The 25705-nt window shown below is 43.6% G+C and carries 26 protein-coding genes; 8 read left to right on the plus strand and 18 right to left on the minus strand.

What is annotated here, in order from left to right; genetic code table 11:
- Window positions 1-85 precede the first annotated feature (85 nt).
- The 12 genes from MHH49_RS04330 to MHH49_RS04385 form a co-directional block, all read right to left on the minus strand.
- Window positions 86-1285 (minus strand): MFS transporter, encoded by a 1200-nt coding sequence (locus MHH49_RS04330; protein WP_076100052.1) that lies wholly within the window; start codon window positions 1283-1285, stop codon window positions 86-88.
- A 172-nt stretch (window positions 1286-1457) separates the two neighbouring features.
- Window positions 1458-2066, minus strand: coding sequence for a TetR/AcrR family transcriptional regulator (locus MHH49_RS04335; protein ID WP_052096817.1), 609 nt, complete (start codon window positions 2064-2066; stop codon window positions 1458-1460).
- A 156-nt stretch (window positions 2067-2222) separates the two neighbouring features.
- Window positions 2223-2573: a type II toxin-antitoxin system PemK/MazF family toxin gene (locus tag MHH49_RS04340; protein ID WP_036686777.1), complete on the minus strand. Its 351-nt coding sequence runs from the start codon at window positions 2571-2573 to the stop codon at window positions 2223-2225.
- Between the two features lie 3 nt (window positions 2574-2576).
- On the minus strand, window positions 2577-2858 hold the full coding sequence (locus MHH49_RS04345) for a CopG family ribbon-helix-helix protein (RefSeq protein WP_025698676.1): 282 nt from the start codon (window positions 2856-2858) through the stop codon (window positions 2577-2579).
- A 215-nt stretch (window positions 2859-3073) separates the two neighbouring features.
- Window positions 3074-4255, minus strand: coding sequence for an alanine racemase (gene alr / locus MHH49_RS04350; RefSeq protein ID WP_036686775.1), 1182 nt, complete (start codon window positions 4253-4255; stop codon window positions 3074-3076).
- Between the two features lie 188 nt (window positions 4256-4443).
- A complete protein-coding gene (locus tag MHH49_RS04355; RefSeq protein ID WP_036686774.1) occupies window positions 4444-5529 on the minus strand; it encodes a LolA family protein in 1086 nt (361 codons plus the stop codon).
- Between the two features lie 205 nt (window positions 5530-5734).
- Window positions 5735-5908, minus strand: coding sequence for an aspartyl-phosphate phosphatase Spo0E family protein (locus tag MHH49_RS04360; protein ID WP_094903681.1), 174 nt, complete (start codon window positions 5906-5908; stop codon window positions 5735-5737).
- 145 nt (window positions 5909-6053) lie between these two features.
- Window positions 6054-7439: a helix-turn-helix domain-containing protein gene (locus MHH49_RS04365; protein WP_076141955.1), complete on the minus strand. Its 1386-nt coding sequence runs from the start codon at window positions 7437-7439 to the stop codon at window positions 6054-6056.
- A 256-nt stretch (window positions 7440-7695) separates the two neighbouring features.
- Window positions 7696-8454, minus strand: a complete 759-nt coding sequence (locus MHH49_RS04370; protein WP_076104674.1) for a DUF3600 domain-containing protein — start codon at window positions 8452-8454, stop codon at window positions 7696-7698.
- On the minus strand, window positions 8441-9028 hold the full coding sequence (locus MHH49_RS04375) for a sigma-70 family RNA polymerase sigma factor (protein ID WP_341137922.1): 588 nt from the start codon (window positions 9026-9028) through the stop codon (window positions 8441-8443). Before MHH49_RS04375 ends, MHH49_RS04370 begins: the two co-directional genes overlap by 14 nt.
- Before the next feature lie 721 nt (window positions 9029-9749).
- On the minus strand, window positions 9750-10712 hold the full coding sequence (locus MHH49_RS04380) for a DUF4367 domain-containing protein (RefSeq protein ID WP_076273334.1): 963 nt from the start codon (window positions 10710-10712) through the stop codon (window positions 9750-9752).
- Entirely contained in the window at window positions 10709-11275 is a 567-nt protein-coding gene (locus tag MHH49_RS04385; protein ID WP_076104676.1) for a sigma-70 family RNA polymerase sigma factor, read from the minus strand. The genes MHH49_RS04380 and MHH49_RS04385 overlap by 4 nt, the downstream gene beginning before the upstream one ends.
- A gap of 218 nt (window positions 11276-11493) precedes the next feature.
- Here MHH49_RS04385 and MHH49_RS04390 point away from each other — a divergent pair, with 218 nt between their 5' ends.
- The 5 genes from MHH49_RS04390 (at window position 11494) to MHH49_RS04410 (ending at window position 15071) form a co-directional block, all read left to right on the plus strand.
- Complete coding sequence (locus tag MHH49_RS04390; protein WP_051491478.1) at window positions 11494-11913, plus strand: MarR family winged helix-turn-helix transcriptional regulator; 420 nt, start codon at window positions 11494-11496, stop codon at window positions 11911-11913.
- 170 nt (window positions 11914-12083) lie between these two features.
- Complete coding sequence (locus MHH49_RS04395) at window positions 12084-12731, plus strand: hypothetical protein (RefSeq protein WP_036686760.1); 648 nt, start codon at window positions 12084-12086, stop codon at window positions 12729-12731.
- 12 nt (window positions 12732-12743) lie between these two features.
- Window positions 12744-13055, plus strand: coding sequence for a hypothetical protein (locus MHH49_RS04400; protein WP_036686758.1), 312 nt, complete (start codon window positions 12744-12746; stop codon window positions 13053-13055).
- 103 nt (window positions 13056-13158) lie between these two features.
- Entirely contained in the window at window positions 13159-14292 is a 1134-nt protein-coding gene (locus MHH49_RS04405; protein ID WP_076273332.1) for a copper amine oxidase N-terminal domain-containing protein, read from the plus strand.
- A complete protein-coding gene (locus tag MHH49_RS04410; RefSeq protein ID WP_076273331.1) occupies window positions 14289-15071 on the plus strand; it encodes a TatD family hydrolase in 783 nt (260 codons plus the stop codon). The genes MHH49_RS04405 and MHH49_RS04410 overlap by 4 nt, the downstream gene beginning before the upstream one ends.
- A gap of 730 nt (window positions 15072-15801) precedes the next feature.
- On the opposite strand, the gene MHH49_RS04415 is transcribed toward MHH49_RS04410, so the two are convergent.
- The 4 genes from MHH49_RS04415 to MHH49_RS04430 form a co-directional block, all read right to left on the minus strand.
- Window positions 15802-16368, minus strand: a complete 567-nt coding sequence (locus MHH49_RS04415) for a histidine phosphatase family protein (RefSeq protein ID WP_341137923.1) — start codon at window positions 16366-16368, stop codon at window positions 15802-15804.
- A gap of 906 nt (window positions 16369-17274) precedes the next feature.
- The gene (locus tag MHH49_RS04420) at window positions 17275-18576 is read right to left on the minus strand and encodes an MFS transporter (RefSeq protein WP_339823796.1); all 1302 of its coding nucleotides are present in this window, start codon (window positions 18574-18576) and stop codon (window positions 17275-17277) included.
- Between the two features lie 74 nt (window positions 18577-18650).
- A complete protein-coding gene (locus tag MHH49_RS04425) occupies window positions 18651-19802 on the minus strand; it encodes a winged helix-turn-helix domain-containing protein (protein ID WP_051491128.1) in 1152 nt (383 codons plus the stop codon).
- Between the two features lie 148 nt (window positions 19803-19950).
- On the minus strand, window positions 19951-20631 hold the full coding sequence (locus MHH49_RS04430) for a YjgB family protein (protein WP_076141949.1): 681 nt from the start codon (window positions 20629-20631) through the stop codon (window positions 19951-19953).
- 359 nt (window positions 20632-20990) lie between these two features.
- On the opposite strand from MHH49_RS04430, the gene MHH49_RS04435 reads away from it, so the two are divergent.
- Genes MHH49_RS04435 through MHH49_RS04445 form a run of 3 tightly spaced genes read left to right on the plus strand, consistent with a single transcriptional unit; the run spans window position 20991 to window position 24314 of the window.
- Window positions 20991-21695: an RNA polymerase sigma factor gene (locus MHH49_RS04435; protein WP_305953530.1), complete on the plus strand. Its 705-nt coding sequence runs from the start codon at window positions 20991-20993 to the stop codon at window positions 21693-21695.
- A complete protein-coding gene (locus MHH49_RS04440) occupies window positions 21692-22030 on the plus strand; it encodes a hypothetical protein (protein ID WP_076104682.1) in 339 nt (112 codons plus the stop codon). The genes MHH49_RS04435 and MHH49_RS04440 overlap by 4 nt, the downstream gene beginning before the upstream one ends.
- Window positions 22020-24314 (plus strand): carboxypeptidase-like regulatory domain-containing protein, encoded by a 2295-nt coding sequence (locus MHH49_RS04445; RefSeq protein WP_341137924.1) that lies wholly within the window; start codon window positions 22020-22022, stop codon window positions 24312-24314. Before MHH49_RS04440 ends, MHH49_RS04445 begins: the two co-directional genes overlap by 11 nt.
- A 77-nt stretch (window positions 24315-24391) precedes the next feature.
- Here the strand turns inward: MHH49_RS04445 and MHH49_RS04450 are convergent, their stop codons facing one another.
- Both MHH49_RS04450 and MHH49_RS04455 read right to left on the minus strand, forming a co-directional pair.
- Window positions 24392-25201: an SDR family NAD(P)-dependent oxidoreductase gene (locus MHH49_RS04450; RefSeq protein ID WP_076104684.1), complete on the minus strand. Its 810-nt coding sequence runs from the start codon at window positions 25199-25201 to the stop codon at window positions 24392-24394.
- 46 nt (window positions 25202-25247) lie between these two features.
- Window positions 25248-25682: a MarR family winged helix-turn-helix transcriptional regulator gene (locus MHH49_RS04455; RefSeq protein ID WP_036680418.1), complete on the minus strand. Its 435-nt coding sequence runs from the start codon at window positions 25680-25682 to the stop codon at window positions 25248-25250.
- Window positions 25683-25705: the final 23 nt, after the last annotated feature.

Consider the following 25705-nt stretch of genomic DNA (forward strand, 5'->3'; position numbering starts at 1 on the left):
ACCAGCCCGAATAGCGCGCGTTGTACTGAACCGCTGTGCGCATATAGCGAGGCATCGTGGACGGGTCAGAGCCCGGATTTAGCGATTACGCCCGCTGCCCCATTCCCCGTTTGCCGGAACTCAGTGACAATACAAAACACAAAGCCAGAACGAGCGCGGCTGCCCCATATGGGAAGTTAATACTAAGATCAAACAAATACCCTGCGACGATAGGCCCAGCAATATTTCCGAGACTTGTATAAGCTGAGTTCATTCCCGCTACGAAACCTTGCTGTGATTCTCCGGCCATTTTGGAAAGCTGTGTACCTACTGCTGGACGCAGAATATCCATTGCAAAGAACACAATAAAGGTAACCGTAATAATCGCCCAAAAGCCGCTTACAAACAAGGTCAGCAGAATAAACAATGATGAGACTATAAGACAAGTGGAGATCACCTTGTTCTCCCCGAATTTATTCAAGATCCAGCCAAATGCGGACACCTGCACCACCGCACCTGCAATAGAACCAAAGGTAATTACAAAAGCGATATCCTTAGGCGTAAAGCCAAATTTATGATCCACGAACAATCCGAACACCGTTTCATAATTAGCCAGTCCAAAAGCCATGACAAATACAATAATTAAGCCGAAAAAGTACGGCTCGCGATAAGAACGCATCAGCTGTGTCAAGAAGCTTTCCTGATTATTTTTTGATAACGTCGCTTCCTTACGTTTCTCTTCAGACAGAGACTCAGGCAAGATTAAAACTGTAATTAGAGCTGCAACTCCAGCTGCACCAGCCGCACAGAAAAAGGGTACCCGCATTCCAAGCTCAGCAAGATAACCGCCAATCCCAGGACCAATAATAAAGCCGGTGGTAATGGCTGCATTAATTAGTCCCATTCCTTTAGCTCTCTCTTCAAAAGAAGTCGTGTCCGCTACATAAGCCATAACTGCCGGCATAATTAGAGCAGCTCCTGCACCACCAAGCAATCTCGAAACGAACAAGAGCCAAGGTACATTGGCCAGACCAAAAATCAGCTCAGATATCGCAAACACGATCAAACCTGCTACAATCACCTTTTTTCTACCGATTCTGTCGGATAATCTGCCGGCAAATGGCGATATTAATAATTGGGCAAGCGAGAAGGAGGCGACCAAGAGCCCGACAGTACTTCCGCTGATCCCAAGCTCATTCATGTAGGTTGGCATTATTGGGACTACTAGCCCAATTCCAGTGAAAGCTAGAAAAATATTAAGCATAACAAGCAGCATAGCGCCTCTGTTTCTAAGTAACAATGACATTGTATTAACCCTCCGTGTGTTTAAAGCCAAATCTTCGAATATTATGCATGTTAAGACCGACCATCCGGTCTAAATAATAGTAAAAAAATAACCCTTCCTATCCCGGTGCCTTTGAGAAGCTTCAGCCTTCATGATCCTGAATGTAAAGCTTCTTTTCATGCCCCTCGTTATCTTACCCCGTACGAATCCCTTGTAATAATAAATTTACTGCTTCCCGGTAATATTTTTTTATATCCTCCCGGGTCTTCTCATGAATCGAGAATTCAGAAACTCTTCCAATCCCTTCAAGCATGCCACTCACGATAATTACATAGTTCTCCAAGTCGCCTTTTACCAAATATCCTGTTTCAATCCCTTCCTTCAAAAGATCACGACAAGCATGTGAGGCTGCTTCATAAAGAAGTGAAAGCCGCTTGCTAATCTCTTCCGGGTGGCATCTGCTTCTGGAGAATTCCTCGAGCGCATGAATCAGTGGATTCTGAAAATCATTTGCGTAATGCTCGGCTAACGCATAAAATCGTTCTTCGATCCCTGCAATTTCCTGTTTCTTATCATTCCACGCTTGCAGCCACTCTAACGTATCCACTTCCACTACAAATAGAAAAAGCTCATCCTTGCTCGGAAAATGGTGATACAGACTGCCCTTACTGACATTCGAGGCTACACAAACTTCATTCATAGTTACGGCAGCATAACCCTTCTGTACAAACAGCTGCGTGGCCTTGCGCACAATTCTTTTTTTAGTTTCTTCTCCGTCTGAGCGTCCTTTGATTCTAAGCACCTCCTAAACCGACCGTACGGTCTAATAATATCAGATCATTTTCAAAAAGTGAAGACCTAACGATTCTTTATTTACTATACGCAAAAACGCACATTAAAAGACGCCCGGATTCGTACCCGAGCGCCAATCTCATGAGTTATCTATAACCTAGGGTGATTAAAAATCAATCAGACCAAGGCTGATTTGCAGCGATTCATCCACCTTTTTCATCGTTTCATCATCAAGGTGGGTGATCTTGTCAGTTAAGCGTTGTTTGTCAATCGTCCTAACCTGTTCCAGCAAAATAACAGAATCTCTGTCAAAGCCATGAGCAGCTGCGTCAATTTCCACATGTGTAGGTAACTTAGCCTTCTGGATTTGGGCTGTGATTGCAGCCACAATTACCGTCGGGCTAAAGCGATTGCCAATATCGTTCTGGATGACCAGAACTGGCCTTACTCCGCCTTGTTCAGAACCTACAACCGGCGAAAGATCAGCAAAAAAAACATCGCCACGTTTAACGATCAATGTCTACACCCCGCTTACTAAGCGGCCAAGAGTGCTGTCTGCATCTTCCTCCGCGAGGAAAGCCTCGCATGCCATGGTCAAGTTGATCTTAGCCATTTCCATGTAGCCGCGCTGCATGGACTCCCGGATGGAACGTTTCCTCCGTTCGCTCAAGTACAGCTTCATGGCCTGCCTAATCAATTCACTCCGGTTGGAATTCTCCAATTGAACAATTCCGTCCACTTCCTGCAAGAGATGATCGGGCAAGCTGATCATGATTCTTTTGGTGTTCTGCAAATTAGCCACCTTCTCTTCCACCCCCACAAACCTTCTGCCCTTGTGTTCCAGTGTTACAATATACAAGGAATTTTATACAAGGAATATATGCCGCCAGTATATCAAGTATGCTGCATCCCATTATAAACTAGAAATGGTGGTTCGTATAGGCTTTTAGTCACATCTCCTAATACGATACAATTCCTTCTATTTTCTCCCTTGTATAACATCACTGTCAAGAACTTTCAGTTTGTGAGTAGAGCATTTACTAATTTAGGAAGTGTGCCTTCACTTATATAAACGCGTGGCACCCGATGAGCCAACATGCAGATAACCTCGTAGTGAATTGTTCCAAGCTGGAGAGCCAACTCGTCTGCCGTGATCATCACGTCAGCTTGACGGCCGATGAGAACAACTTCTTCGCCTGCTTTAATTTGTTCCGCTTCTGCAGCGAAAGATTTGAGTGATACCATACACTGATCCATGCAGATTGTTCCGACGACAGGAACGCGGCGTCCACGTATTAGCACCTCCGCTTTGCCAGTTAGCATGCGGGAATATCCATCTGCGTACCCCACAGGTAGCGTTGCAATAATCTCCTCGCTCTCTGTGATGTACCTAGTGCCGTAACTGACGCCCCAATCGGCAGGCAGGCTTTTGACATATACAACCTGCGTCTTCAGCGTCAATACCGGACGTAGTTCTACCAGTTGACGGTTCACCTCTGTGGAGGGATAAAATCCGTACAAGCTGATGCCTACACGCACCATGTTGCTGGATAAATAAGGTGAATCAATGGCCGTAGCGCTATTGCCCGTATGTATGATCGGGATCTGAATGTTCTGCTCCCGCAGCGTTTCCGCCACGCTCATGAACCGTCGATGCTGTTCCAGTGTATAGCTTTTGTCTTGTTCGTCTGCCTTGGCAAAATGGGTAAACATACCCTCCAGCTCCGCCTGCGCAACAGACTGCACTTCAGAGATAAATGCAGGTGCGTCAGCTGGTAAAAGACCCAGTCGTCCCATCCCGCTATCAATCTTGATATGCACCTTTAGCCGATGTTCCGGATCTATAGGAAGCTGTCTTATAGCCTCCAGTACCTCCGGTGTGAACAGTGTTACAGTTACATGGTTCTCCCAGGCAACGGCTATTCCTTCTGGGGAAGTGTAGCCAAGCACCAGTATAGGAATCAGTATTCCCGCCTGACGCAGCTCCAATGCTTCATCCAAAAAAGCCACACTAACATAATCTGCTCCGAGTCTTTCCAGCTCCCGTGTCACTTCCACTGCTCCATGGCCGTACGCATTTCCTTTGACGCATCCCATAAACTTTGTCTCTGCCGGCAAGTAGCGGCGAAAGGCTTCGTAATTGGCACGCAAATCATCCAGATTAATTTCGGCTACTGTCGGTCGATAGCTTGCTTGCACTTCAAGTCACCTTCTTACGTTGTAGTAAAACGTCATTGCTGCATTGCATTAATCATTGTCTTAGTACCAATGGTAATGCTACAGAAGGTGGCTGTCAATGTGTGCTGGAGCCCCGGCAAATAAAGAAAAGCGGATACTACGTTGTAGAGGAAAGAATCCCACAAAACGCAGTATCCGCCTACTTTTTATTATTTACCCGATTGTGCCTCCATAGAAGCGGCAATTTGCATCATTTCATTAGCAGGAAGATTGGCACTTGTAATTCGGTACTCTACACCCTCAGACATCCAAGTCAATGTCTGCTGCTCATCCCCACTCAGAACTCCCCACGTAAAACCAAGGTCTTTCAGGGTTCCAGGCGCCAGTGCTACCGCACGGTCCAGTGGACGGGATTCCATAATAGTGTACTGATAAATCCCATCATATCGGATGAGAACAGCATGGTCTTTGTTGCCCTCCAATTTATGCGAGTCCTTGAACTCTACACCAGCTGGAATATAATCAGGTTCAATGATCCCAAAGTCTCCAAGCTCTGCTGCCACTGGTTGTTCAGCCTGTTCTTGGCCCTCAGGAGCTGTAACCGGATTACCATTCTCATCAACCTCAGCTACTGTGCTCTCTGCGGACTTACCCGAGGCCATGTTCTTTTCCATATCAAAGGAATCCTTGGTGAAATCCGTATCGAATTTGAAGGTGTCAAACTTCACGTTTACAACTACCTTCGCCTCAGAATCAGAGACTTGAACCTGTTTAGGCTCATAAGTCTTTTTATCAAGCCAAATCTTTTGCCGCACAAGGGCATTGCTTTGATAATTCGCGGCTACCTCGAACACATAGTTATCTCCATCTTCCACAAATTGGCGGTTATTATCTGAAACTATGCCACGAACCAACGTCTGATACAGATAGACCTGACCTTGATCATCCGGCCAATCGCTTTGGAAACGGAAGCTCTTATTCATACTTGGTGTGAGTACGAACACTCCCTCATCATTACGAAGTACGATCTGCGTAATATCCTTCTGAACATTTGCCAAGCTGATCCGGTAGTAGGAAGGATTCTTGTACCATACTTCTACCTTATACTCCTGCGGCTGTTCCCCGGTATACAGGGTCATTGTACCAGAACCTTGGTACGTTCCCTGCTTACTTTCCAACTTGTCAGCCACATTGTTCAAATCCTTGACTACGGAAGCGGCATCCTTCTTCCCGCACCCCGTCATCACCAGGGCCACGCTCATAATGATCGCGAGTACCCATGTTATCCGGCGCATGACATCATCCCCTTAACCTGTTTTGAATGCATTGATTAGTACATGTCTATGAGGGACTTGGCCGCAATATGCAGACGGGCATGACAAGCGTGCAGCATAGATTTATTTTATGAGATCCAACAAGCCAAAAAGCCCGCGCACAGCGCTGGCTCTATACTTCATCAGAAGTTGCAATATCATTATGTAGGGTGTTTAACCATTCTCTTCAATCCTCATTATCGCTATGTACTGCTTTATTGTACTGATTAATTAATTCATCTAATCTCATGGACTGTCTGATCACATTCGGATGCAAAAGCCCTCCGTGTTGCCTCTCCATTAAATAAAGTTTTTTTCTAGCACCCTCTATTCTCTTTTGGATAATTTCCTGATCATTCATTAACACTACCTCCCTAATTTAATATATTAGAGGTATATGTCAAATTCTATATTTTACATTAAAGTGCATTACTACAATTCAATAGATAGCGATCTCAGATTTAATCTGAAAACTCTTTTTTGTTTCTTCTATAAAACTATCAATACTAGACACTTCCAATAACAAAACCATTTTTCTTTTCATTGATTCTAATCAGATTTTGGTATTGCTTCTGCGTTTCTAAAGATGCAGTATGCCGAAGCTGCTCAAACATTCTGACACACTTTATTATACAGGATTCGTTATTAATCCTTACAGAAGTCTCCAAACTATCCATTATATACTTTATACTAAGCTCATATTTTCCTCTTCTTATATAATACAATGCTATTTCAGCCATAAAAAAAGTGTATCTGTCTTCGATAATTTGTCGATTATAACATTTAAGATTTCTCTGCTGATCTCTATAATCTGATATTTCTTGCTCAAACCCCTGAAGAATATCATCCACATTAAAATCATAGTGATTGGCTGCCTGAAGGATTTTGAACAGACCTGGAAGAATGTCTTCCTCTCTTTTTTCAATATAGGTCACATATTCCGGAAGCGCTGTCACATCACCTTTTAAAATTCTCAGTAAATATATATTGCCCTGTGCCCAACCCATACATCGATTCATAAGTTGCAAAGCTTCCTCCGTATCCTCACGGATCCAGCTCATATCCATGTAAAGGTTAACATACTGCAATGCTCTATCATAATCTCCCAGCTCTCTGTAAACTACTGAACGTAACACATAAGAAAATAGAATATATGAAAATAAGGGCATTGCAGGTTCCTTCTGTAACCCGTTTTTTCTGGCTCGCTCATTATTATACTTATATTGAATGGATGCTTTTTTTTCAATTTCAATAGCTATGAGCATTACCTTATCCCAATACCTCAATGCGCTATATGTATTCGCCAGAGCCTTCAGCGCGTCAAGTTGATCGACTTCATCAAGCCGATTTACAAAACCCTCAAACTGCACAGCTGCTCGCAAATTCAGATCCTGATCACCCCCTAGAGCAATCGTGAACAGTCTGTATTGGCAAAAAGCCAGCCGCTCTGAATGCTGATACTTCTCACTCTCCGCGACACTCCGGTATAACAACGCTGCAGCATCATATTTTCCTTGTACAAAAAAATCTTCTGCTGTATCAAACAACGAGGGTGTATAAGATAGGCTGTCCATCATGATTCCAATCACCCGACTTATACATTCCAGCTTATCTAGTTCAGCACAGCGATATAGAAAAGGTCGAAGTCGTCTCCAATTGGGATTGGAATGTATGAAACACTCCTCCACATACATATCATAAAAGCCGCCTTCTTCTAATCCCATACCTTTTGTAATACGGTCTAATTGCTGCATGGCTATAGGCCGATTCCCATTGATAATGTTGCTAATTGTGCCCGAATTCACTTTAGATACCTCTGCGAATTGATTAATTGTTATTCCATTCTTCTTGAGGTAGTCCGCCAGTTCTGCACGAATGGTCATCTGCTTCATGATCAAAGCCACCTTTCGCCATCATGATTCATATATAGATCAATAGTATTTAAATAATAATATGTCTAATTATTCCAGTGGTCAAATACTTTTTTTTGGCTTAATTGATTATACATTTATTCAATTAGTGATGTATAAAATACAAATTAGCCGAATGTAAAAAACCACCAGAACACAAGGTGTATTAGACCTTTTCTGGTGGCTTTTCTAATGCTACTTCTATCCATAGTTATTCAATACATGCATTTAAATTCAACTAAGAACTAGGTTTAATCATCATGTCCAGCTTATTTATATAAGGACCGAGCGCTTCAATTAACTTCTCTTGGTTTTGTATCTCCTCTTTCGAAAGCCGATCCATATGAACACTTCCATCTGCATCAAATACCTTGGCATCATAGCTTTGCAACTCATTTATTAATTGTTCGATCTCCTCAAACTCTTCTTTAGTAAACCTCTGTTCAGCTTTTTCCAGCACGCCATTCCAGAAAGTATCACGATCAACGACAGCCGCCTTTGCCTGAGGGATTTCATTTTCATTCATTTTCTCGAAATAAGGTTTAAGCTCAACCTGTAAATCATTATATGCCTTTTGATCTTTCGCACTTAACTGTTCTAGGTGAAAGACTCCGTCAGCATCGGCCATTTGCAGATTGTAAGCTCCCAATTCCTCTAGTAAAGACATCAATCTTGTAAATTCCTCTTCGTTAAAGCTTTGTTTCGCGTTCTGCAGCTTGGCTTCAAGCCTGTCATATTGTTGCTGGGTTACTCCAATCGTAGCAGCAGTTGCTTGTGAGCCATACAGGGTATCCGCCAAATAATTATATCCGGCATATGCTCCAGTAGGAATTAATAATGCAGCCGCCAAAATGCTTGCTACAAGCCATTTTTTCATTCGTCTTCCCCCTGATCTCTTCTCGGTCTGATTTAGTATTTGCTCCTTCAGTTCCGGTGGGGCACTTAGATTTCTCGCCTCTTCCTGCAGAACTGTCCGTAACTCTTCATTGAAATTCATGCAGGTCCTCCACCTTTCCCTTAAAAAGAGTATGATTCTCCGGCTTCTGACGAAGCTTGTGCAGTGCAGCATGAATACGGGATTTCACCGTACCCAGAGGGATACCCAGTATCGCGGCACTTTCTTCCTGTGAATATTCATTTAAATAGTGCAGAATAATCACCTGCTTCAGCTTAAATGGAAGACGATCTACACTTGCTAGTAGACGGCGGTTAGCTAACCTGTCCACAACATCACTAGTGAAATCAGGTTCCATCCTTAAATCAGTCTGCTCTACTTTTTTAACCATTCGGAGATGCGTCCATCTCTTTCTTCGATAGGCATGAATTTGCCGCATAACCAGCCCCATAAGCCAAGGCCTAAAAGGACGATTGACGTCAAATTGCTCAAGCGACCGGTGCACCTGAATATAAATCTCCTGAACAACATCATCCACATCGGAGGTTTCGCGAACGAGAAAATGAACGGTCTGATACACATCCCGAATCGTTGCTTCATATAGTTCACTGTACGCTTCACGGCTGCCGGCTAGCGTAAGCGCAATGAGCTGAGAATGTTCATTTGGATGTTTCATCCCTCTCAATCCCTCCTTCGGTCTTACACTATGTATTGGTAAATAGAGAATAAATCGTTCGATTTATTTTTTACTCTGCAGCGGCTTATTGGAGTAGATGAAGTAAGCGGAGGCGACTGCCAGCTGAACAGATTATGGACAGGTGGAAGCTGATCTTCGGCTTTGCTTGAGCAGATTATGGGCGGTGGAAGCTAGTCTTCAGCTTTGCACGCCAGCTTATGCGCAGGTGGAAGCTGATGTTCGGCTTTGCTTGAGCAGATTATGCGCAAGTGGAAGCTAGTCTTCAGCTTTGCTTGAGCAGATTATGGGCGGTGGAAGCTAGTCTTCAGCTTTGCTTGAACAGATTATGGGCAGGTGGAAGCTGATGTTCGGCTTTACACGCCAGCTTTGGCCGGATCCCGCAGAAATCTATGAGATAACTGCATTCTGTACACTTATTCCATATGCAAAAAGGTTTACTCTGATTTTAAGTGTATTCTATACAATTAAAAAGCGGAGAAACTTCCTATAGTGGGATAAATCGTGAAAATAAGTGTACGAAATACAATTATATCCATCCAAGCGTTATTTCGCAGAAATATAGTTGTACGAAGTACAGCTATATTCTCCCAAACGTTGTTTGCATGTGCCCTCAATAAAGCGAAAAAGGGGAGATCCATATGGATCATCCCCTTGCCTATATATACTCGAACAGTAACCGCCTATCTCTCTAAAAAATCAGTCAGCGGATAGACTCAGCAACTTTGATCAAATCATTCTTGTCCAAGCTAGCTGATGTTACACCGTATAAGACTCCATTGGCTTCCCAGTCCAACCCTTTTCCATTAACCAATACAGCATCAACTCCGTTAATCTTCACTTTTTCGATGGTGCCATCCGTCGACATCTCATAAGCCGTTTCGGAATCAGCGTGCCGCTGCTGCATCGAGATGATCTCATCGGTAGCTTCATTAACAAAATATAAATTAATATATTTGCTGTTGATTACTTCACCATTGCTATCCTTATAAAACTCTGCACGATCAAAGGTATAACCGTCTGGCAAATACTCCGGCAATCCCACATTAAAAATCGTATATTCATTTAGCTTGCTAGAATCCCTCTCGATCAGCAATTCCGCTTTCTCTTGATCCCTCTCAGATTGCGTAACCAGTCTGCCGTCTTCAACTCCGACGATTTTTTCCCCATCAGCATTGTAGATATCACCTGCCTTTTGAGCAGCGTCGAGGGTCACAAGCGCATTTCCTTTGCTATCAAAAATCTTCCCCTTAAAGTCATCCGGAATCACGTTGGAATCCGCAGAAAATTCTACTTCATGGGCTACAATATGGCCTAAGTTTATCGTTTGCAATACTTTCATTAACAGCTCCTGTGCAAATGACGGCTGCACAAAAGTTACACTTAATACGCTAACCACTAGCAAAGTTGCCAGCATAACAGCAGGACGTCTTAATCTATGTTTTGTATGCAATCCTTTCTCCTCCTTTTGGCCGGCATACTTTCTCCGAGCCTTATTCAGAATGGCTGTTTTGTCAGAGCCCTCGCTGAAATCTTTATGGGCCAGAACCCTGCCTAGCTCCAGCAGCTCCTTGTACTCCCCAGCACCCTTTAAATCATTTGCCGCTCCATATATACTTTCATCTAAATCTGCTGAGAACTTCTGCTGTATGTCTTTACTGTTCATAGCTGCTCCACGCTCCCTATTTCAGTCTTCAGCTTTTTCATAGTCCGGTAGAGTATCACACCGATATTGCTCTCCGAAATTCCCGTAACCTGGGCAATCTCTCTATTTCTCAGATTAGCTCCATATTTTAGAGCCACAATATTCCGCTCCTTTGAGCTCAATGTATTCAAGGCTTCGTTAAGCCTTCCACTACGTTCTCCCTGGAGGATCAAGCTTTCCGGATCTTTTCTGCTAGAAACCAGTTCCTTGACGGCATCCAGCGAAAAGAAACTTTTCCTTTTAAAACTCCGGTAATGATCATTGACCACATTTCTGGCAATGGCGAATAACCATACCTCTAAAGGAGCTTTTTCCTGAGAATAGGTCGATAGTTTCGCCAACATTTTCTCAAAAACAAGGCTTGTCAGATCCTCAGCCGTATGGAGAGAACTAACCCGGTAAGCGATGTAGTTGAATATTCTTTTATAGTAGGTTTCAAAAATCGTTGTGAACAAAACATCTATGTCAGTATTTTCCTGTATATTCTCTTTAACAAAAGGATGAAGCAATGCGCGCTCATGCATCAATCTAACTCTCCTTTCCCACCAAATTTTCACTTAGCTAAGTAAAATCATCAGTTAATACGATATATTTCCAATTTCATTACAAGATATAAAAAAAGAAGGGTTCCAGCGCTAAATTCAGTCTTTCTAACCAAGCTATAGTAACCCGTCAACTTGACAAGCTTATTATAGCTTCTATATATTTTAGTAACTAAAGTAAATTGGAGCGAGGCAATGTTATGAGCACAAAGGAAGAGAAACAAAATGCTATCCATAAGGTCATGGAATCTATGGCAAATGTGCAGCAGAAATCCCAGTTTTTCATTGATATGATCACTAAAAAGGAAACCCTGACTCACAATCAGATCATGCTGCTGTTTCAACTCCGGCTTACCGGAAGCTTGAACATTACTGACATCTCTGAACGCTTCGTGGTCACACCCGGAGCCGCTTCTTCCATGTGCGATAAACTTGAGGAAGCCGGACTTATTGAACGGGTGCGGACTAAAGAAGACCGCAGAGTTGTCAATATTGTCCTTACAGAACAAGGCGATCAGCGTATCCATACAATATTTGAAGCATTTCCTACCTCAGATCTGAATAAAATCTCCGGAACTTTAGAACAAATAAATAAATTGATGGAACAAATGATGCACTAACAGCCTTCATTTTGCTCCTTATCAGCTATACTCTTTTCTATAAACACTGTCTGTCAGGAAACTGACGGCAGTGTTTTTTATGTTAAACTCCCAAATTATTATATTGACTATATATTATAATGAATATATATTTTAATCATTAAAATATATTTTGAAGGACGGTACTGTAAATGTCCAATAATAACAATACTTATGAACGTACTGACATGATCGATCCACCGTTGAAGGTAAGAGGTTCGCTGTTTGTCCGAGAGAATATTCGTGCGGTTACTGTTGATGTGTTTGGCCACTTAAGTACTAAAAGTAGTGTCTCGACATCAAAACTCAAAGTATCTGGCGACTGTACAATTGGGGGGAATTGTAAGGCCAATCAGGTAAACAATCTAGGGAGTCTGCGCGTTCAAAATATCCAAGCAGATAATCTCCGATCTTCTGGATACATGTCCGTAGCAGAAAATGCTGCAGCCGGGACTTTTTATGCTGAAGGTGCTGTGAACATAAAGAGACTAAATGCAGATTCATCGATTGAGATCCGTTTAGGCAATAGAAGCACAGTCGAGGTTATGAGAGCTGGCGGTGACATTATCGTTAAACCCTCCTCCAAGTTGATTAATGCGCTGATGCACCCTTTTCGAAAACTTACCTGCACAACGATTGAAGGAACTAGCATAACGTTATACCGGACGACAGCTGACCTTGTGTGCGGTGAAGAAATCATCGTCGGACCGGGTTGTACCATTGGGGAAATCCGCTATAGCAAAAGTCTAACGGTGGATCTTAAGTCGCAAGTTGACCGAACTGTATTTTTAAACCAATAAAGGAGAGTCTACATGGAAAAAATCACTCATTTGTCAGGAGCCACTGTACTCAAAAATATCGCCAAAGGTGCCACCATCTTGTTCTGTGTACCGATCCTTAGTGTCTGGGCCGTGGGGAGTGTTGTCTGTGCAATCATTGCACCTATCGGTGGTGTGCTAGGTATTGTTGGCATCAAAGGGATAGGACTAAATGCCTTCCCAGATTATGATTTCCCGAACATTCTCAGCCTTCCAATTGGTCTGTGCCTCTCCTTACTTTTGTTCATTTCTTTCTATTACACTCGTCGTTTATTGCGTGGATGCCTGCATTTTATAAAAAACTAGCGAACTGTAACAAGCTTGTATTCTCTTTGTTAATAGAAAGTGACCTACAACGCGCTGTTTTATTCTATACTTAAGGGGACTGGACTTTATCCTGGAGGTAATTATGAATAAAATCATCGCTATAGGAGCTATCACGCTCTTTTTGGCCGGATGCGGAGCATCGGCATCCATAGATATGGATACAACAATGGCTATTAATCAAACACAAGCTACTTCAGCACCACTGAAACTAATCGTGGACGGCGAAGCCGTTCTTCCTACTCTCTCCCCTTTTTTCCTAGATGATAAGGTCTATGTACCTGCAAAAGTACTAATGGAATACTACACCTCAGAACAAAAATGGGATAATAACTTAAAGACCTTGACCATCTCTGATGGAAGCAGTAGTTATGTTCTGACGCCGGACAATGAGTATATGCAAGCTGATGGATATCAAACCTCGCTTGAAGGACCAGCTATTCTACGAAATGGTATTTTATATATTCCTGCCGATTCCTTAAACTCTCTGTCTGGTGCCACTGCGCAGCTGAATGCAGCTGGAACTGAAGTATTAATAACATCAGGGGATGTTAGTACTACCGTCAGAACACCCAGCGAACCTCTCGCTATTGCTACAGAAAATGACCAAGTGAAGCTGTATACTGCCCTTAAAGATGGCGGTACCTACGAAGGATTTGTTGTAGAGGTGAACGGTAACAAGCATACATTTGATTGGGAAACACCCAGACTCCTAAGTTACCCTCCTGAGATTCATTATGCCGACATCGATCAGGATGGACAGGAAGAAGTCGTTGTCATTCTGTGGCTCGGAACAGGTACGGGCATGTCCATGCAGGAACTTCACGTGATTAAGCCTAACCCGTGGGAAGAAGTCACTGTCCCTTCTGCAGATAAAGCCGCCTCCGCATTGGTTACGTCAAAAATTTCTAATGAAAAAGGGGACGCCCTGATTCAAATTCAAGTTAAAGGCTCAACTCCATCCATGGTGACTTTGCGATATCCAGATCGTGCTGAGGATGGCAATCTAGGCGAACAAGCCGGCATTGGTGCTGTTACTCACTACATAGTGGAAGAGGGCAAGCTAAAGGCGGAAACAAATGTTTATATTGGATTTCTGGAGAGTATTGGCACACTAACCTTTGCCTACAAACCGGGAAAAGATGGAATGGAACCCGACTCTATTCGCTTTGAGGTTCATGAGGAATTAGCTTCTTACGTGGAGGGTAAACAGTTATGATTGATGCCCATATACATTTAGAGCAATATGAACCTGAAGTTGCCGAACAGATACTGAGTGAACTACCTGACATGGGAATTAAAGCCCTTATCGCTGTCTCTATGAATTTGGACTCTTGTATACGCACCCAAAGACTTGCAGCCATAAATCCCGGCGTGGTCCGTCCAGCTTATGGCTTTCATCCAGAGCAACCCCTGCCGCAGGATGCTGAGCTGGCTGCTCTGCTGAAATGGATCGAGAGTCAATCTAGTGAGGATTATATTGCTGTGGGGGAAATCGGGCTGCCTTACTATACGCGTGCTGAAGCTTTAGAACGTGGCGAAACCTTTGATATGGACCCCTATATTGAGCTGCTAGATCAGTTGCTTGGGTTAGCTGCCCGTCTCAATAAACCTGTGGTGCTGCATGCTGTCTATGAAGATGCGCTTATTGCTTGTGATCTCCTGGAAAAACATAACATACAGCATGCCCACTTTCACTGGTTCAAAGGTCCAGAAGAAGCCATTGCCCGCATGATTAAGAACGGCTACTATATCTCCTTCACCCCGGATATCCTGTATGAGCCGGAGATACAGGCGCTTGCCCGCCGTTATCCCCCAGAGCTAGTCATGGCTGAAACCGATGGGCCTTGGCCGTTCGAAGGACCTTTTGCTGGGAATATAACCCATCCGTCTATGATTCGCGAAGTCGCCGCTGCTTGGGGAGTGCTCCATGGTTACACCCCCGGCGAAGCGGAAGAGTTAGTGACTGCGAATGCTAAGCGATTTTATAGCTTGTAGATAGTTTTATAGCTTGTAGATAGCTCTATAGACTATAGATAGATCTATTGCTTGTAGATAGTTCTATTGTTAGAGTAGAAGAAAGTCAGTGCCTTAGCTAGAATAGCCTAAAGTCAGACTAACGTTATGATTAAACACAGCTTGGCTTGTGAAGCCGTATTTTTCATAGTGGAAGTACTGTTCACAAGCCAACCTTACTTAATCCAAATCCCCTTACCCATTTTCATTTGATTCGGTAATATTTTCGCGTACATATTTTTGCGTATGTATTTACGTGGACGTATTTATGCGTACGTATTTACTCGTACGTATTTATGCGTACGTAATTTACGCGTAGATATTTACGTGGACGTAGTTTACGCGTACTTATACCTGTACGCATTTATGCGTACGTGTTTATGTGTACTTATTTATGCGTATGTATTTTACGCGTACCCATTTACGTGTATCTAATTACGTGTACGTATTTACTCGTACGTATTTACGTGTGTGAAGCCGCTATCGGACACAGCTGACCTTATATGCAGCAATTCCCCACTTTTGGGATGAGAAAGGACCCCAGAGTCGCTATTGGCATAAAAAACACCCAATAAGGTGCTCTTTTTAAGGAATAACGACGCTGGAGTCCGAAACCATGCTCCAAAGGCTAATAATCTGCGAATAATGTCATCTGGGTCCGTAAGCCTCAGGTTGATGATGACTCGGGACGCTTGTAAGCAGTCCCCAATAATCATAACCTCTCCACATCCACTAACGTTCCGCCTGCGAACTTCATTTTATAAACATCCGGCTTTGTGGTTTGAAGAAGAAAGCTCAGATCATATTTGGCATCAAAATAGTTCATCATAAGCGTCATGACTGCCCCATGAGTTCCAATAGCAACCTTTTGACCGCTGTGATTGCTCAGTATTTCTGCCAGCACACTAACTGAACGCTTCTGACACGCATGAATGGATTCCCCACCAACTGGGACAAAATCCGGATCTTCAAACATTTTTGCCAGTAATGGATACAGTTCCTGATCAGTCATAATCTTATTTCCGTCCGAGAAATGGATTTCCCGGAGGTCTTCAACACTCTGAATCTCTGCTCCTAAGTCCTGCGCCAATCCAGAAATCGTATGTATAGCCCGAAGGTATGGACTTGAATAGAAGACTTGAATTCCTTCCAGACGTAGTTTTTCCGTTATCTTGCGGGCATCCTCCTCCCCCTTCGCGGTTAGTCCGCGAGTCTTTTCAGTTTCTCCGGGCAGTTTGGGCGACTCACCGTGCCTCACCATATAAATAAAAGTAGCCATCCTTTCCATCCTTTCCATCCTTTTCCTCTACAAATTCTAATGTTCTAGCCAATCTCCTCTACACACTAAAAAAGCCCTTACGGACGAGAAACTGTCCTATCGGGCTAGGTAATATTGTAACTTATAACGTTTCGTGCAGCAGTTGCTTTAGATCACAAAGTAATAACTTATTGAGAGGTCACTTATTAAGGAGATATTTATTGAGAAGTCACTTACTGAGAAGTCACATATTAAGGCGACTATGACTAAGGAGACTCTTAATTGCACTATATACAACTATTAAGCGTAAAAAGAGACATCCTGAGCAAATAAGTGTACTTTGTGCAACTAAAAATCATCATTCCTAGACTAAAAGGGAGAATATCAAATAATAACTGCACAAAATACAACTAAATCCCAGTTTGATCGATGGAGGGGAATTTAACTGCACATTCTGCAACTAAATGCTAGGAAGTCACGCTAGATTATCTTTGCCACTCAACTCGTTTAGTCTAGCTAAGTATCTGCTAGTTTGTCACGCTAGGTTCTCTTTGCTACTCAACCTGTCTAGTCTAGCTAAGTATCTGCTAGGTTGTCAGGCTAGGTTCTCTTTGGCACTCAAGTTTTCTAGTCCCGCTAGGGAACGGCTAGTTTGTCAGGCTAGATTGTCTTTGCTACTCAACCTGTCTAGTCTAGCTAAGTATCGGCTAGGTTGTCACGCTAGGTTCTCTCTGCCACTCAACCCTTCCAGTCTAGCTAAGTATTAGCTAGTTTGCCACGCTAGATTTTCTTTGCCACTCAACCCTTCCAGTCTAGCTAAGTATTAACTAGTTTGCCACGCTAGGTTCTCTCTGCCACTCAACCTTCCCAGTCTAGCTAATCTAGTCCAGCTAGGAAGTCCCGCTAGCTAGACTAGCGTGCTACCTGCTAGCTACCCTCCATAACCTCAACTGTCCTAGATTGCTCCACAGAGCTATCGTTCATCTCTTTCTGCGCAGGCCACAGCACACGCCCAAATGCGATGCCCAGCACACCAATCAGAGCGATTACGATGCCGAAATTCAAAAAGATACGGCTAGGCCCAGCAATCTGAACCATCATTCCGCCGAGAAGTGGCGCGCCAATCATAACTCCGCTAAGAATGGTACTCTGAATACCGAACACACGCCCTGTCATGTGCGGGGGTGTTTCTTTTTGCAGACAATAATTGAACGTGATGATAAAAATTCCATTCCCAATACCTAGTAAGAACCCTAATAGCAATACAGAAATACTGGAAGCTCCTGGCTGAAGCAGTCCAAGTCCCCCAACCGATAAACCCATCAGCACATAACCCGTTCCAAGCTTCCAGCCATAACCTGTTCCGCGATTCATTTTGTTCATGACCATAATGATGAATACAGCACCGCCTCCGGATGCCGCCACGAGCCAGCCCAATAAAGATTCATTAGAGGGTGCAAGTACCCTAAATAGACTGGTGAATTGAAAATCAATCATCTGAATAGCCATTGAACAGACTATGCCAAACAGCATGGTATTTAGCAGCAACCTACTATGCAGCATAAAATTCCAGCCTTCTTTCCACATCGTGCGGAGAGCAACACGTTCCTCTTGATCGCCCTTGCCTTCTGTGCCAACTTGTTCTACTTCACTTTTCTTAACTGTAAGTAGGAGCAAATAGGAACAGCCTCTAAGGCAAGCATTGATCAATATACACCACTGTGGCGTAAGAACAGACAACGCGAAGCCGCCCAGTAAAGGTCCCGCGATTTTCGAGCCTTGATTTACAAGCCCATTAAGCGAGGTAGCTTGAAGCAGTTGGTCTTCTCTAACCATACTACGGGTCATCGACTGCTGAGCAGGCACGTTTAACGTAGAAATGGCAGCACGCAACATCAATAACGGGAGCAACCACACCATACTGGGAGCAAATAATACGAATACGGTTAACAATGCCGTAAGCAGATCACACATCCGCATTAGCTTCAGCTTGTTCAGTCGGTCAGCCACTACCCCTGCGAACGAGCCCAGCAAAATCCCCGGCAAAGCTATGGAGACCGGAATCAAAGCCAGCATTAGCGGGCTGGCCTGCCAGCGGTACCCTACGAGTACCTGAATTGCTAAGGCATCGAACCAATCCCCAAAGGTAGCCGTCGCATATGCGCTGTACACACGCATATACACCTTGTTCTTAAGCAGGCTCGTGCCTGCTTGTGTTGAAGCATTCATTAAACATTCCTCCAAATTACAATTAAGAACTTATTAGCATGACCTTAATGTAATGGAGAATTGTCAGAGAATTATCAGGGGGCAGTCACAAGGTTCGTAAGCACGGTATCCAAGGATTGTTCTAACCGATGGAATCCCCGCTCTTCCTTCTCCCGTTCAAATATATCCACATATTTGCGATACAAAGCTGGCTTAGGTGGAAACTGTTTACAAAAATGAACTATTCGGTACAATGCATATATCCGTATCGGCACGAACCCTGACATCTCAAGCACCTGAAGTGCCTCATCCAACAGTTGCTCGGCTTCACGCCAAGACTTGCGCCGTAGAAACCACAAGCCCCTTGTAACTTTATAACTACCAATCTCACGCAAATAAGGTTTCTCCAGCAAAAGTGCTTCAATGTCTGTTGCCATCCGTTCTATTACGTGATCTTCTGTTCCCATCCACAAGTGTGTAAGCATTTCTGAGGTCGCCGTTATAGGAATGAAACTCTCATACCCCGGCTCTTTAATCACTTCATATGTTAGCTTTAGTCGTTCCAGTGCTTTTTCCGGTTGCCCTGCCAGCGTGTACAAATCCAGAATATTTAGAATCTCCACTTCGCGATGCTGAGGCGGCAAAAGAATTTTTTTCTCAAGGACCAACTCACAGAACTCTAATTTTTTCTTAGGATCACCCAATAGAACATAACAGATTAATAAGGAATAAAACCGTTCCTCTATCCCCACCTCGGTTGTGTTCAGCAGCCAATCCAAATCTCCCTGTACAAAATGAATATAGATCGAATAAAACGGATCCATCGCATACCCCAAAACATCCTGTTGGCGTGCGAGGATTAACATCGAGCGACCTTGGCCATATAGGTGATATTTCTTGAATACCTCCCGCATCGTCTTTTGCATCTCTAAGTCATATGTAGTCGGATTGGCCATAGCAGCTGAGGGCTCCTGCATAGTCAGACTATAACCAAATCCCCGAACAGTCTTAATATCTAAGTCTTGAAACTTGCCTAGCTTTTTACGAAGCCGATAAATATGATCATCTACTGTTCGCTCTACCGGATATTCAAGCGGCCACACCTTATCCAACAGCTGTTCTCGACTGAATGTACGCCCTCTATTTTTATACAAGAACTGAAAAAGCGTAAATTCTTTTGGGAATAATTCTATCGTTATCCCTTCTGCGGTCACTTTATATTCACTTTCATTTAATTCCAGCTGCATGATAGAACCTCACTTTCCCCGAACCCGCTCATTGGTTACATTATAACAGTCCGTCCAAGGCCTACTCCACCTCAAAAAAGAACATACAAAAAGAGCAACCCACAGATTCCTCTGCAAAATTGCTCTCTCCTCTTCTAACCCATGCCACTTACCCAGCCATATTGTTAAAAGAGTCCTGTTCACTAAACACGGAAATATGATCTACTGTACCGGTCGAGCTTGGAATAATAAATTTCAGCTGGTATTGGTCATTGGCTTGATAGGTGTAAATCTTATCGTCTCCGTTCACTTTGGTATCGTCAGGCTTGCCGAATGTTGCCTCAATTTGCTTCAGCGTCAGCTTTTGCAGCGCGGAATCACTTGAACGAACATCGAAGATTAAACTTCCTTTATTAAATCCAAACACGACATGTTTGTCAGTGTAGGTAGCATAAATTCCTTTTCCCGCTGACTCTTGTTGATCAGGCTTGCCCCAATCCGCTTCGACCTCATCAATGAGTCCGGTATGAGCGGCATATTTTACGCCAGGCACCTTCCCCTTTTTGGCAAGCTCGAGTAACTCTTTAAGCTGTTTGTCGCTATTTTGTGAATTTGAGTTGGTTGAATCTTTATCAGTCTCCGTAGGGGAGGAAGTCGCTGCTGGCGCAGTTTCTGCTGGGATGCTTGATGGACTAACTTCCGGCTCAGAGGTTGCTGTGACAGCCGTTTCTGTTGGCGCCGTTGCCTGGGATTCTGAATTCCCCGCCTCATTGTTCGAGCTGCATCCAGCAAGCCCAATCATTCCTGCGAGTAGGATAGAGCCTGCTATTAATTTTATCTGTACTGACATGATGTCATCTCCTTAGTAGATTACCTAAAAGTCATCTTGCAAAAGTCATCTTGCAAAAATGAAACTGAACATACAGACGAGGTGAAAATCAAATAGTTGCAGGATAGCGGCAATTTTTCTGGCTAACCCTCTTTTACCCATATCTACAAATATAAATTCATACACACTCTATTTTTCTACATAAAACCCTTTTTTTCGACACCTAACTCAAGTAAGTTTCTCTTTTAAAATCTCCACATAACTCCATCTAACTATAAACTCGTAAACTCGTAAACCTATGAACTATATGACCTTACCCGTCATTCCCAGCCTCGAAGGGTTTCATTGCAGAACGTACAATAGAAAGGAGCTAATCCTGCTTGAAAAAGCGACCCATTGCAATCTGTACAATAGATTCCAACAGTAACCTCTTATCCGGCGAACTGCAATCGCGACATTTGTTGAATAATTTTCCATCCAAACGCAACCTTAATCCTCCAATCCGCATCTTATTAGTAAAGGGAGGGGAGCTACATCTGAATATTATAGAGAGAATTGTGGCAAAAGATGAGTCAGCTCTCCGCCTGTTAATGGACGAATATGGAGATATGCTGCTGCGAACCGCTTCTTTACTGCTCAAAGATAGACAAAGTGCCGAAGAAGCGGTACAAGATACTTTTATTCAAGCTTATGCCAAAATGAGTCAGTTACAGGAACCGGATCGGCTGAAGGCATGGCTGATACGGATAGTGGTCAATCGCTGCCGCATGAGGCAACGGACTTGGAGCTGGCGTAATATTTTCCCGGCGGGAGGGTCAGAGCTGCAAACCAACGAGGATGCTGACTTCACAGCCGGAGCGGAAGAGCTTTTTATGGTGGAATGGCATAACGTGAGGCTCGCCGAGTCCATGAGAAATCTCGATTATCTATACCGTGAATGTCTGACGTTATATTACTTTCATGAGATGAGTATCCGGGAAATTTCCGAGCAATTAAATACATCTGAAAATACGATCAAATCCAGACTCGCCAGAGGCCGGACGCTCTTAAAAAAGATTTTGGTGAAGGAGGGACATTTCTTATGAATACAGAACGCGATGCGATCAAAAAGCAGCTGGATGAAGAATTAAAGAACCTCCAGTTCACTGGACACGACCGGGTCATTAAGCAGACTCATCCTCCAACCTTTGGAGCCCGTTTATTGGCGCTGTGGAATAAAGAAATTGAGATCCCTGTCAAACCTATAGGTGCGATCGGTGCTATTATTTTAGTAGTTTCGCTTACCCTACATCAACCAGAGGTTAAACAACAGCCACAACAAAATACCCCGCAGCGTGCGAACCGAGAACTAATCGAAGCTGGAGGCAATACGTATTGGAAGGATATCTACGAGCAGGCGGTGAAAAAACATGAGAATTAAGATAAAAATCAAACATCTGGTGTTATTCGTGTTACTCCCTGCCTCCCTGCTTATTCTTCTGTTTAACTTCTTACCTTCACAAAGGCAGATAGATCAGAGCACAGCTATTCAATCTAACATAGCTAGAACTGATCTTCTGCAAAAGCTGGCTTCCACAACCGGGAGTAAACGTATCGAGCTAATCCGTACAAACATCCTTGATAAGGATCACAGCTATGATCCCTACAGATATGACGTTAATGTCAGCCCTTCGATGAGCCAGTGGAGTAATGATGAAACCCAGCGTTCCGGTCTGTTACCGGAGGACATAGTACCTTTGCTTGAGGAATATATCCTTGAGGGGCCTTCGGATAATACACGTATATTTGCGGCTAAGCAGTTAGCTTATGAATATGATGCTCTTGGCCAAAAGGAAGATGGAGATCAAGCGCTAATCACCGCAACGAAACAGTCAAACAGCAACTCCGATATAGCTAAACAACTGGAGCTCCTTCGAGCGGAGCGAGCTCTAAATAGTGGCGATATAACAACCGCTGAAACAATTCTTGAACAAACCCCCTTTCCATCCGAGTATCAGGAAGAGCTAAACGCACAAAAAGCATGGCTTACCGGGCGTTTACTCTTTACAAAAGGCGAAGCGCAGGAAGCACTTGCCGTAGTAAAAGATGGCTTGGAGAGCTACAAAAAATTCTGGCAGGATATTCATAAACAAATGAACGCTGCCACCAGCAGTTCGAACGAAGGCTCCACAGACAATACAGGATCAGCAGCAGCAGCACCAGAAGCTGGGACTTCAGATACTGAAAGACAGCTGGAATCGCTTCGAACCGCAATTCAGTCTGCTATAGATATGGGAAATACTTCAACTGCTGTCGTCTCCGGTACCCTTACACGAAGCGATGGCACCCCAGTTCCGCGGGCAGGTATTTTTCTCCGTGCTGAAAGCGAAGTTAACCATAGCATCACTTCTGCTGAACCCTACCGAATCGTCACAGATACTGAAGGACGTTTCGAATTTCACGGTGTGATTCCGGGCTTTTATCAGTTACAGCTTGGACTTGGCTATGATCAGATCGACGGCTGGACCTGGCCTGTACAATATGACGATTGGATTGAAGTTAAACCGGATGGCAGGTTGAATGAGAGCATAGTTCTACAACCTCTGCTTGAGCTGCAGTCTCCCATTAATCAGGAAACCCTAACGGGCAAGACCATAGATTTCAGCTGGAAAGCTGTTGAAGGTGCAGCTTACTATCGTTTAAGCGGTGGCGGGGAGGGGGCCGTGTTGGGTGTACAAATTCGGGATCGTATTGTAGATAATCATATCTCCATTCCAGTAGAAGAACTTTACGATGGCGGCGGTTTTTCCTATGGCAGCAGTGGAGATGGCTGGGAATCTATTGACCCCCTCTCCCTTCTCGGATTTATGAATCCCGAAGTGCGCTTTTCTTGGAATATTGAAGCCTTAGATGCAGATGGACGCCTGATTACCCGCAGTAATGGCTACAGGCTGAACGAAGACACTGTCGGCAATCTGCCGTTCTTTTATCTCAAGGAAAGAGAGCTTACTGCGGCTGACCAACTACTACTGGATAAGAAAACGGATCAGGCACTAGAAATGTACCAACAAAATATTGCCGATGACCCACAGGATGTTCATGCCCTGCACATGCTAGTAAAGATGATGCTGGCAAAATCGTCCCTCACAAAGGATACAACATTAGAAGATAAGGCGATTCCTTTACTCGAAAAGCTAATACAACTACAGCCTTCTACTAATTATGCCTTCACATTATCGCAGTACTATTTTGACCATGCCGACTGGAAGTCGTATAACGAATATTATTCCTACTACAACGAACTAAACCGACCCAATACTAACGGTTATGTACTTTCTATTAACGCCACAGCCCTCATGCAACAAGGGAAGCTTGAAGAAGCTCGTAAACAATTCGCGATCGCCCTAAAGTATGATGATAGCCATCGTTTTATTGGCAGCTTTTTGGCGGCAGAATTATACGCTGGTGAATCACTCTCTTCGGTAATGACACTTGCTGAGCGTTATCCTGAACTCAGCTTTGGTCATAGTGGGTATCGCTGGCCACAAATGATTAAACAACTGTTAGCGGAACGAAAAAATCAACCTAAAGTCTTTGACCAAGAGTTAAAAGAGAAGCTTGGATGGTATATGAATGGTCAAACTGATGAGTTAAAGCAATGGATCGCAAGTGCCAAACCCTCCGCTCTGAAGACCTTTATGCAGGAGGTTTTAGAGGTACGCTAATTCATTAAAATAAACCAAAATCCGGCCCCGCTCGATAAATTCGAGCATGGACCGGATTTTTAATTACACATAATCTTTTATTTAGATTTAGCTTCCATCATGTAATTCTGGAAATCAGTGATACTTGGGTTAGACATATAATGACCACCCTCTACTTCAATCGTTTGGCCTGTGATGAATTTGGATTCATCCGATGCCAGGAACAAAACCGTATTGCCGATATCATCGGCTTCTCCGTGATAAGGTAGGGCGTTGAATTTTTGAAATATATCCAATACAGCTGGCGGCATATTTCTTGCTGCCGCAGGTGTCAGGATCAGCCCTGGTGCCACGCCGTTACAACGGATTTTGTCTTTACCATATTGTGTAGCGATGTAACGAGTAAGGTTCACAACCGCTGCCTTAGAGGAGCCATAAGCAGTACGCAATGAATCCCCAGCGAATGCTGACATCGAAGCCGTGTTAATGATCGAGCCTCCGCCCGCTTTAATCATATGAGGAATAGCAAAACGGCTGCCTAACAGAACACTTTTAGTATTCACGTTCATCAGGCGATCCCATTCTTCCAAATCTATATTGACCACATCAAGGTCTTTTTGCAGATTAGTTAGACCTACATTATTGAACAATACTGTGATGGTGCCATACTGAGCAACAGTGAAATCAACAGCTTCCTTGATCGAATCCGCTTGGGAGGCATCTAAGAAAAGACCTTCAGCTTCTCCGCCTTCATTTTTAATCTTAGATGCTGCTTCTTTGGCTGCTTCCACATTAAAATCGGCAATGACAACCTTTGCTCCTTCTCTAGCTAATAGAGTGGCAGCTGATAAGCCAATACCTGAAGCGCCTCCAGTTACTAATGCAACTTTACCTTGAACTCTTCCCATGTTCATACCCCTTTATAATGTTATTGTGCTTCTAAGATGACTTGGTTTATGTTTCAGAGCTATCAAAGCTCGTTAACAACTTCTCATAGATTTTCAAGAATTGCTGCAGTTCCTCCTCATTGAGCTTTTGGAACATTTCAGCTCTTAGCTCCTGTCCCTTAAGCTGTGCTTCCTTCAGAACGTCTTTTCCTTTGTCCGTGATAGATAGAAGTACATTCCGTCGATCATCTTCGTTATATTTTCGCTCGGCCATCCCCTGCTTAATTAGTCGATTAGCAATGTTTGTCATTGCTCCTGGCGTATATCCTAGTCTCTTAGCCAAAATAGTCTGCTTCAAGGGGCCTTTTTTATTCAATTCACCCAAGACTAGAACTGGAGATATCCCAATATTGTGATCAAATGCGTTCATCCATCGAACAATAACTTCATTCGTAAATAATTCAACTGCATGTATTAGCTTAAAAATATCTGGATTTTCCAAGAGGTTCTCCTTTGGCATTCATG

The organism is Paenibacillus sp. FSL F4-0122, from assembly GCF_038002845.1.
Classification (GTDB): Bacteria; Bacillota; Bacilli; order Paenibacillales; family Paenibacillaceae; genus Paenibacillus_AQ; species Paenibacillus_AQ odorifer.